General features: G+C 44.7%; 7 protein-coding genes. 5 read left to right on the forward strand and 2 right to left on the reverse strand.

What is annotated here, in order from left to right; all coding sequences use genetic code 11:
- Positions 1-4 precede the first annotated feature (4 nt).
- Positions 5-682 carry a methionine ABC transporter permease gene (locus ACQEXU_RS16435; RefSeq protein WP_427011631.1) on the reverse strand — a complete coding sequence of 226 codons (678 nt, stop codon included), beginning with the start codon at positions 680-682 and terminating at the stop codon, positions 5-7.
- Positions 672-1,706 carry a methionine ABC transporter ATP-binding protein MetN gene (gene metN, locus ACQEXU_RS16440; RefSeq protein WP_427011632.1) on the reverse strand — a complete coding sequence of 345 codons (1,035 nt, stop codon included), beginning with the start codon at positions 1,704-1,706 and terminating at the stop codon, positions 672-674. Before metN ends, ACQEXU_RS16435 begins: the two co-directional genes overlap by 11 nt.
- Positions 1,707-2,004: 298 nt before the next feature.
- On the opposite strand from metN, the gene gmhB reads away from it, so the two are divergent.
- The 5 genes from gmhB to treC all read left to right on the forward strand — a co-directional run bounded on the left by gmhB (position 2,005) and on the right by treC (position 7,399).
- Positions 2,005-2,556 (forward strand): D-glycero-beta-D-manno-heptose 1,7-bisphosphate 7-phosphatase, encoded by a 552-nt coding sequence (gene gmhB, locus ACQEXU_RS16445; RefSeq protein WP_427011633.1) that lies wholly within the window; start codon positions 2,005-2,007, stop codon positions 2,554-2,556.
- Between the two features lie 84 nt (positions 2,557-2,640).
- A complete protein-coding gene (locus ACQEXU_RS16450; protein ID WP_367988381.1) occupies positions 2,641-2,982 on the forward strand; it encodes an MliC family protein in 342 nt (113 codons plus the stop codon).
- Between the two features lie 114 nt (positions 2,983-3,096).
- Positions 3,097-4,044, forward strand: a complete 948-nt coding sequence (gene treR / locus ACQEXU_RS16455) for a trehalose operon repressor TreR (protein WP_427011634.1) — start codon at positions 3,097-3,099, stop codon at positions 4,042-4,044.
- Positions 4,045-4,212: 168 nt separating this feature from the next.
- Positions 4,213-5,637, forward strand: coding sequence for a PTS trehalose transporter subunit IIBC (treB, locus tag ACQEXU_RS16460; RefSeq protein ID WP_427011635.1), 1,425 nt, complete (start codon positions 4,213-4,215; stop codon positions 5,635-5,637).
- A 76-nt stretch (positions 5,638-5,713) separates the two neighbouring features.
- Positions 5,714-7,399 carry an alpha,alpha-phosphotrehalase gene (gene treC / locus ACQEXU_RS16465; RefSeq protein WP_427011636.1) on the forward strand — a complete coding sequence of 562 codons (1,686 nt, stop codon included), beginning with the start codon at positions 5,714-5,716 and terminating at the stop codon, positions 7,397-7,399.
- Positions 7,400-7,594 lie beyond the last annotated feature (195 nt).

The following is a 7,594-nucleotide window of genomic DNA, read 5'->3' on the forward strand; positions in this document are numbered from 1 at the left end:
GTTGTTATCTGTGATCAACGCGGCGAACAACAGCATCGCCAATCATTTGAATAATTTGTACCAATACGATAAGCATGACGACCGTCACAGCCATAATGACCACATCGTAACGGTGGAAGCCATAACGGATGGCTACATCACCTAAGCCGCCACCGCCTACCGTTCCTGCCATGGCTGAGTAACTTACCAAAGTCACCAGGGTAATGGTTACTGAGTTAACAATAGTTGGTAGTGCTTCTGGCAGTAGAACTTTTGAAATAATTTGAAGTGGTGTCGCGCCCATGGATTGAGCGGCTTCGACTAAGCCCGTCGGCACTTCAAGTAATGCCCCTTCAATTAGGCGGGCTACAAATGGGATTGCGCCAATGGTGAGAGGAACGATTGCGGCGGTTGTGCCGATAAAGGTCCCGACGAGTAACTTAGTTACGGGAATAATAGCCACCATTAGGACTAAGAATGGCACTGAGCGACCAACGTTTACCACTGCACCTAACACATTGTTCAATGTGGTATTTTCAAGTAGCCCACCTTTTTTGGTGATATGCAGGATCACACCTAGCGGAATACCGACAGCGAAACCAACAATACCCGCCACAGCAACCATGTAGAGGGTTTCCCATGTTGCCCCCAGTAGAAGATCGCCATTCAGGCTAATCCAATCAGAAACTGTATTAAAGGACATAACCTAGCACCTCCACTTTTACATTATGGTCGCGAAGATAATGGATTGCCGCATTATCGTCTGATTCGTTGCCAAAGAGTTCAGCGACCATCATGCCAAACTTAACACCACCAGCGTAATCCAGATCTGAGCTCAAAATACTGACATCAATATTGAACTTACGTGAGATTTGCGACATCAAAGGCGCATCAACGGTAGCACCTGTAAACTCGAGGCGTACCAACGGGTAACTACCTTCAACTCGTGTTGTCTGAAGACGTGCTTGGTAGTCTTCAGGAATAGAAAGGTCGAGTGTAGAGCGAATAAAATCGTGGGCTAATTCTGTTTTTGGATGGGCGAAAATCTCGCCAACAGTGCCTTTTTCGACCAGCTCACCATCACCGATGATTGCTACTTCGTGACAGATGCTTTTAACAACATCCATTTCGTGAGTGATCAGTAGCATCGTGATGTTGAGGGTGCGGTTGATCTCTTTCAGTAACTCAAGAATGGATTGTGTGGTCGCTGGATCCAGTGCGCTGGTGGCTTCATCACATAATAAAACCTTAGGATCGGATGCCAATGCTCGAGCGATAGCGACACGTTGTTTCTGACCACCACTCAAGTTTGAAGGGTAGCTTTCATGTTTGTCTGCAAGACCAACCAGTTTTAGTAGTTCAGAAACTTTCGCGTTGATTTGGCTTTTCTCTTTGCCAGCAAGCTCGAGTGGAAGGGCAACGTTGTCAAATACGGTACGAGAAGAGAGCAGATTAAAATGTTGGAAAATCATACCAATATTACGGCGCGCTTTACTTAGCTCAGATTTCGACAACTGGGTCAGGTCGACACCGTCAACAACGATATTGCCTGATGTTGGCGCTTCAAGCATATTCACGCAACGGATGAGCGTACTTTTCCCCGCACCAGAAGAACCAATGACACCAAAAATAGTGCCTTGTGGAACATGAAGGTTGATGTCTTTCAAGGCATTAATTTGTTTATCGCCTTGATAGAAAACCTTATTAACTTGTTTAATCTCAATCATTTAAAAACCTGTTTAACTTGAGTGCAGAGGAAACAGAATAATATTTTGAGCAATGTCTCAATTAGTAGATGATGCTATGGTGTTCAGAGATTCAAGTCAATAGATATTTTTACGTCTAGATGGCTAAACGGAGAATTGCAGCTAATTAAAGTGTCATTAGATATGACAAATCGGAATGCATATCCATGATGAGGTTTTGTACTAAGGCTTCGTAAGCTCCTACTCGCATCTTAATGTTACTTGCACCCAAGTCATGTATAATCGGCCTTTCCCTATAATACAGACAGAGAAGCAAATTTTGGCGAAACCAGCAGTCTTTTTAGATCGTGATGGCGTGATTAACGTCGATCATGGTTATGTTCATGATGAACATGATTTTGAGTTTATTGATGGTGTATTTGAAGCGACGAAACAGTTGAAGCAAATGGGCTATCAGCTGGTATTGGTCACTAACCAGTCAGGGATTGCTCGCGGTAAATTTAGTGAAGATCGCTTTTTATCTTTGACCCAATGGATGGACTGGAATTTTGTCGACAATGGGGTTGAGTTTGACGGTATTTATTACTGCCCTCATCACGCAGAGCATGGTGTTGGGAAGTACAAAGAAGATTGTGATTGTCGCAAACCCAAACCTGGAATGTTTATCTCTGCGCGTGATTTTCTGAACATTGATATGGCCAACTCTGTCATGGTTGGTGATAAAGCAGAAGACATGATGGCAGCTGATGCCGCTGGCGTTGGAACAAAAATTTTAGTTCGCACAGGAAAGCCTGTGACAGAGCAGGGTGAAGCAATAGCGACTGCTGTGTTAGACAGCATTAAAGAAGTACCCGCTTACCTTACCAAATAAGCCTGATTTCCTGTCAAACAGGTAGCTTGCTAACTTGAGTGTATATACTTAGTAGGCAACCTTTTGATGTGGAAGGAGGGCTTAATGAAAAAACTCATCGCTATTTCTATGTTTAGCTTAATGGCTGCGTTAGGGTGTGCAGGCTCTGGCTCGCAAGAGGGCTTAAGCGAAGGGCGATTCTATCATTATCATTGTGACCAAAATGAAACGTTCTCAGCGGCGTATTACCCACAACAACGTTCGGCGGTGTTGCAGGTTGCCGATGAAGAGTTTCAGATGAAACAAGTGATCATGGGGTCGGGGACTCGCTATATTCTTGATGACGGCACCGCTGAGATCGGTAATCCTGTGACGCTGTACACGAAAGGATACGAAGCTCGCTTGGAATTGGACCGAGAGATTTACAAGAATTGCAAAACTCAATAACGTAATACGTATTGGCGGACAACCCTGCGGGTCGCGAAATAGCAAAAAAGGCATTCGACATGAATGCCTTTCTGATCCCCGTTTCTTTTCTATTAACTATCACTGCTGACTTATATGAGTAAAAAACTCACGATTCTGGATATTGCTAAACTATCGGGCGTTGGTAAATCAACGGTCTCTCGTGTATTGACCAATGATCCAAAAGTAAAGCCGGAAACTCGAGCCAAAGTAGAGCAAGTTATTGAGCAATCAGGCTATGTGCCTTCGAAATCGGCTCAAGCGATGCGAGGCGGGAGTCAGAAAGTCGTCGGGGTGATTATTTCTCGTCTGGATTCACCATCAGAAAACCGCGCGGTCGGCAGTATGCTGCAAGCCTTGTATAAAGCGGGGTACGATGCAGTGATTATGGAGAGCCAGTTTGACCGTGAGAAAACCTCGGAGCATTTAGAGGTACTGCGACGTCGCAATGTTGATGGGATCATTGTGTTTGGCTTTAGTGAGTTAGACATCGACAAGCTTGCCGCTTGGCAAAATCGAGCTGTGGTGTTAGCTATGGATACTCAAGCTGTTTCTTCCATTAATTATGATAATCGTGGCGTGATTTTTTGTGCTCTTGAGTATCTCCTTGCAAAAAATTGCCGAGACATTGCATTTGTTGGTGTCGACCCAAGTGATAAAACGACTGGGAAACTCCGTCTCGAGGCATATCTTGACTGGTGCCAGCAGCATGGAGTGAAGCCTAACTACCAAACGGGTCAGTTGCATCATGATAGCGCCTACCATCTCGTGACAGATGTGTTGACTAAACAAACTCAAGCCATTGTTTGTGCCAGTGACACTCTAGCTATGGGGGTGATTAAGCGTTTACAAGAACTCGGACGTGAAGATGTTGTCGTCACCGGAGTTGGTGGTAATGAGTTGTTGTCTTTCCTTTTCCCTAATGTCTTTAGTATTGATCCCGGCTATGCAGAGGCGGGTGAAAAAGCTGCTAATTTATTGATTTCCCACTTAAATGGTGAAACTGAACTGATCCATATGACTCAGTCACCACTCAACGGCTAACCCATTCTTTTATTTACTGATTTATAATTGTACTGTGATCTTATTCAATTAATGGGAATGTTCCCATTTTGGGTTTTAATTTGCTATGGCAATATAATTGTCGAAATGGGAATGTTCCCAAAATAAAAATTATATCAGAATGAGATTCCAACTAGGGTGGACAAACTTATGAGTAAGATAGCGAAACAAGAGGTTGAGCGTCTGATAGAACTGGTCGGCGGCAAAGGCAATATTGCCAGTGTTAGCCACTGTTTGACACGATTACGCTTTGTCTTGAATGATACGAGCTTGGCAGATACGGCTAAGCTAGAAGCTCTGTCATTGGTTAAGGGATGTTTTACCAATGCTGGTCAGTTTCAAGTTGTCATCGGAACGGAAGTAGACGAGGTTTACAAAGTACTGATTGAGCTCACCGGACAAACGGAAGCCTCGAAAGAGGATGCCAAGTTAGCGGCCCGTCAGAACATGAATATATTAGAGCGTGGCATCTCCCATCTTGCTGAAATTTTTGTACCACTGCTCCCTGCCATCATCACGGGTGGTTTGATCCTAGGCTTCCGTAATGTGATTGGTGACATCAAAATGTTTGATGGCCAGTCACTGACGGAGATCAGCCAGTTTTGGGCAACAGTCCATAGTTTCCTCTGGTTGATTGGTGAAGCGATTTTCTTCTTCTTACCTGTCGGTGTTTGCTGGTCGACGGTGAAGAAATTAGGCGGTACGCCGATTCTTGGCATCACGCTAGGGGTGACATTAGTATCGCCACAGTTAATGAATGCGTATTTGATTGGTAAGCAAGTTCCTGAAGTGTGGGATTTTGGTTTATTTGCCATCGAAAAAGTCGGTTATCAAGCGCAGGTGATCCCAGCAATGTTGGCGGGTATGGCGCTGGCATTTATTGAAACCCATTTAAAACGCATTGTTCCGTCTTACTTGTATTTAGTTGTTGTGCCTTTTGTTTCGATCATTGTCGCCGTTATTTTAGCGCACTCTCTAATTGGTCCTTTTGGTCGTGTGTTGGGTGATGGTGTTGCCTTTGCTGCTAAAGCTGCCATGACCGGTGATTTTGCGGTGATTGGTTCCATGATATTTGGTTTTTTGTATGCACCACTGGTGATCACGGGGATCCACCATACAACTAACGCAGTTGACTTGCAGTTGATGCAAGATCTCGGTGGTACTCCAATTTGGCCATTGATTGCATTATCGAATATTGCACAGGCTTCAGCGGTCGTTGGCATCATTATCATCAGTAAAAAACACGGTGAGCGTGATATTTCTGTTCCTGCGGCGATCTCTGCTTACCTTGGTGTAACGGAGCCTGCCATGTACGGCATTAACTTAAAATACAAATTCCCTATGTTGAGTGCGATGATCGGTAGTGCAGTCGCCGCTGCGATTTGTGGTAGTGCAGGTGTTATGGCGAACGGCATTGGTGTCGGTGGTCTGCCTGGTATTCTCTCAATTCAACCACAGTTTTGGGGTATTTACGCCGTGGCAATGCTTGTGGCGATTATCTTACCCGCGATGATGACTCTGATGTTGTACAAGCGCGCTCAAGCGAAAGGTGAGCTTGAGCCAATTAATGCTTAATTGCCTAACTTCTTTTCTGATGGAGCGGTGTTTGCCGCTCCTTATTCTTTCTTTTTTTGGTAAGTGAGTCTGAAAGATGACAATCCGTAATCAAGATGCAAACTGGTGGAAAACTGCAACCATCTATCAAATTTATCCCAAAAGTTTTTGTGATAGTGGTGCGCAAGGAACCGGAGATATCAAAGGGATCATCTCGAAATTGGATTATTTGAAGTTACTGGGTGTGGATGCCATTTGGCTGACACCCGTGTATCAATCTCCAATGGTCGACAATGGGTACGACATTTCCGATTACTATGCGATTAACCCAGACTTTGGCACCATGGATGACTTTGATGCACTACTTGAACAAGCGCATCAACGTGAGATCCGCATTATTATGGACATCGTGGTTAATCACACCTCGACCCAGCATCCATGGTTTCAATCTGCATTAGGCGATAAAGCAAGTCCTTATCGTGATTATTATATTTGGAAAGATCCTGTAGATGGGGGCGTGCCCAATAACTGGCAATCAAAGTTTGGTGGCAGTGCGTGGGCGCTGGATGACAAAACGGGTCAATATTATTTGCATCTATTCGCTAAAGAGCAAGCCGATCTCAACTGGGAAAATCCGGTGGTTCGCGCAGAAGTTAAAGAGGTGATTGAGTTCTGGGCCCATAAAGGAGTGGATGGTTTCCGCCTTGACGTGATTAACCTAATCTCAAAGCAGCAAGACTTTCCAGATGACAATCATGGTGATGGTCGCCGCTTCTACACCGATGGTCCCCGAGTTCATGAATACTTACAGGAAATCAGCCAAGCGGTATTTCAAAAGTATGGCAGCGTAACGGTAGGAGAAATGTCATCGACAACGCTAGAGCACTGCCAGCAATATTCATCGCTTGAGGGTAAAGAGTTGTCGATGGTGTTTAACTTCCATCACCTGAAAGTGGATTATCCAAACGGTGAGAAGTGGACCAAGGCACCATTTAATTTTCTTCAGCTGAAGCAGATTTTTGGTCACTGGCAAACAGGGTTGAATGGCAAAGGGTGGGGGGCATTGTTTTGGTGTAACCACGATCAACCACGTATTGTGAGCCGGTTGGGAGAGGATAAAAAATATCGGGTTGAGTCAGCGAAAATGCTGGCGGCTTCGATACATATGATGCAAGGCACGCCTTATATTTATCAGGGCGAAGAGATTGGCATGACTAATCCAAACTACCAGAGCATTACACAGTACCGAGATGTAGAAAGTATCAATATGTACAACATCATGGTCGGCGGACAAAACCTTCCCAAACAAGAGATGCTGGCTATTCTTGCGCAAAAGTCCCGAGATAACTCACGCACTCCAATGCAGTGGGATGACTCTGAGTTTGCTGGTTTCTCAAAAGGGCAGCCTTGGCTAGATATTGCACAGAATTACCGTCAACTCAATGCCAAACACGCCATCGCCGATAAAGACTCGGTATTTTATTTCTATCAAAAACTGATCAAACTGCGGAAACAGCTTGAAGTCATTACAACGGGTGACTATACCGATTTGTTGCCGGAGCATCCGTCTGTCTTTGCCTATCGACGCCAGTCAGAACGCCAGACTTTACTCTGTTTGAATAACTATTATGCCGATGAGGTTGAATTTGTTTTGCCTGAAGACATCGCGTTAGAAGGCGCGCAATATGTGCTTGGTAACTACAGCAAGTGGAATGAGCAGCATGTGACTCGCCATCAATGGCTAAAGCCTTATGAAACACGAATTGTTTTAATTGAATCTTAGGGTCTGTTTCCCTTCAGATATAACTAAGAATTGATTCAGGCCTTCATGACGAAGGCCTTTTTTGAGTCTTACGAATTTTAAATGCAAAAAAGCCAGCTCGAAGAGCTGGCTTTAATGTATATGGTGGAGGGGGACGGATTCGAACCATCGAAGGCAGTGCCGGCAGATTTACAGTCTGCTCCCTTTGGCCACTCG

The organism is Vibrio sp. TRT 21S02 (genome assembly GCF_050113675.1).
Lineage (GTDB): Bacteria > Pseudomonadota > Gammaproteobacteria > Enterobacterales > Vibrionaceae > Vibrio.

Excerpts from the sequence above, each read along its gene's own strand:
- ACQEXU_RS16435 (WP_427011631.1), bottom strand. The coding sequence starts at position 682 with ATGTCCTTTAATACAGTTTCTGATTGGATTAGCCTGAATGGCGATCTT.
- metN (WP_427011632.1), bottom strand. The coding sequence starts at position 1,706 with ATGATTGAGATTAAACAAGTTAATAAGGTTTTCTATCAAGGCGATAAA.
- ACQEXU_RS16450 (WP_367988381.1), top strand. The coding sequence starts at position 2,641 with ATGAAAAAACTCATCGCTATTTCTATGTTTAGCTTAATGGCTGCGTTA.
- treR (WP_427011634.1), top strand. The coding sequence starts at position 3,097 with ATGAGTAAAAAACTCACGATTCTGGATATTGCTAAACTATCGGGCGTT.
- treB (WP_427011635.1), top strand. The coding sequence starts at position 4,213 with ATGAGTAAGATAGCGAAACAAGAGGTTGAGCGTCTGATAGAACTGGTC.
- treC (WP_427011636.1), top strand. The coding sequence starts at position 5,714 with ATGACAATCCGTAATCAAGATGCAAACTGGTGGAAAACTGCAACCATC.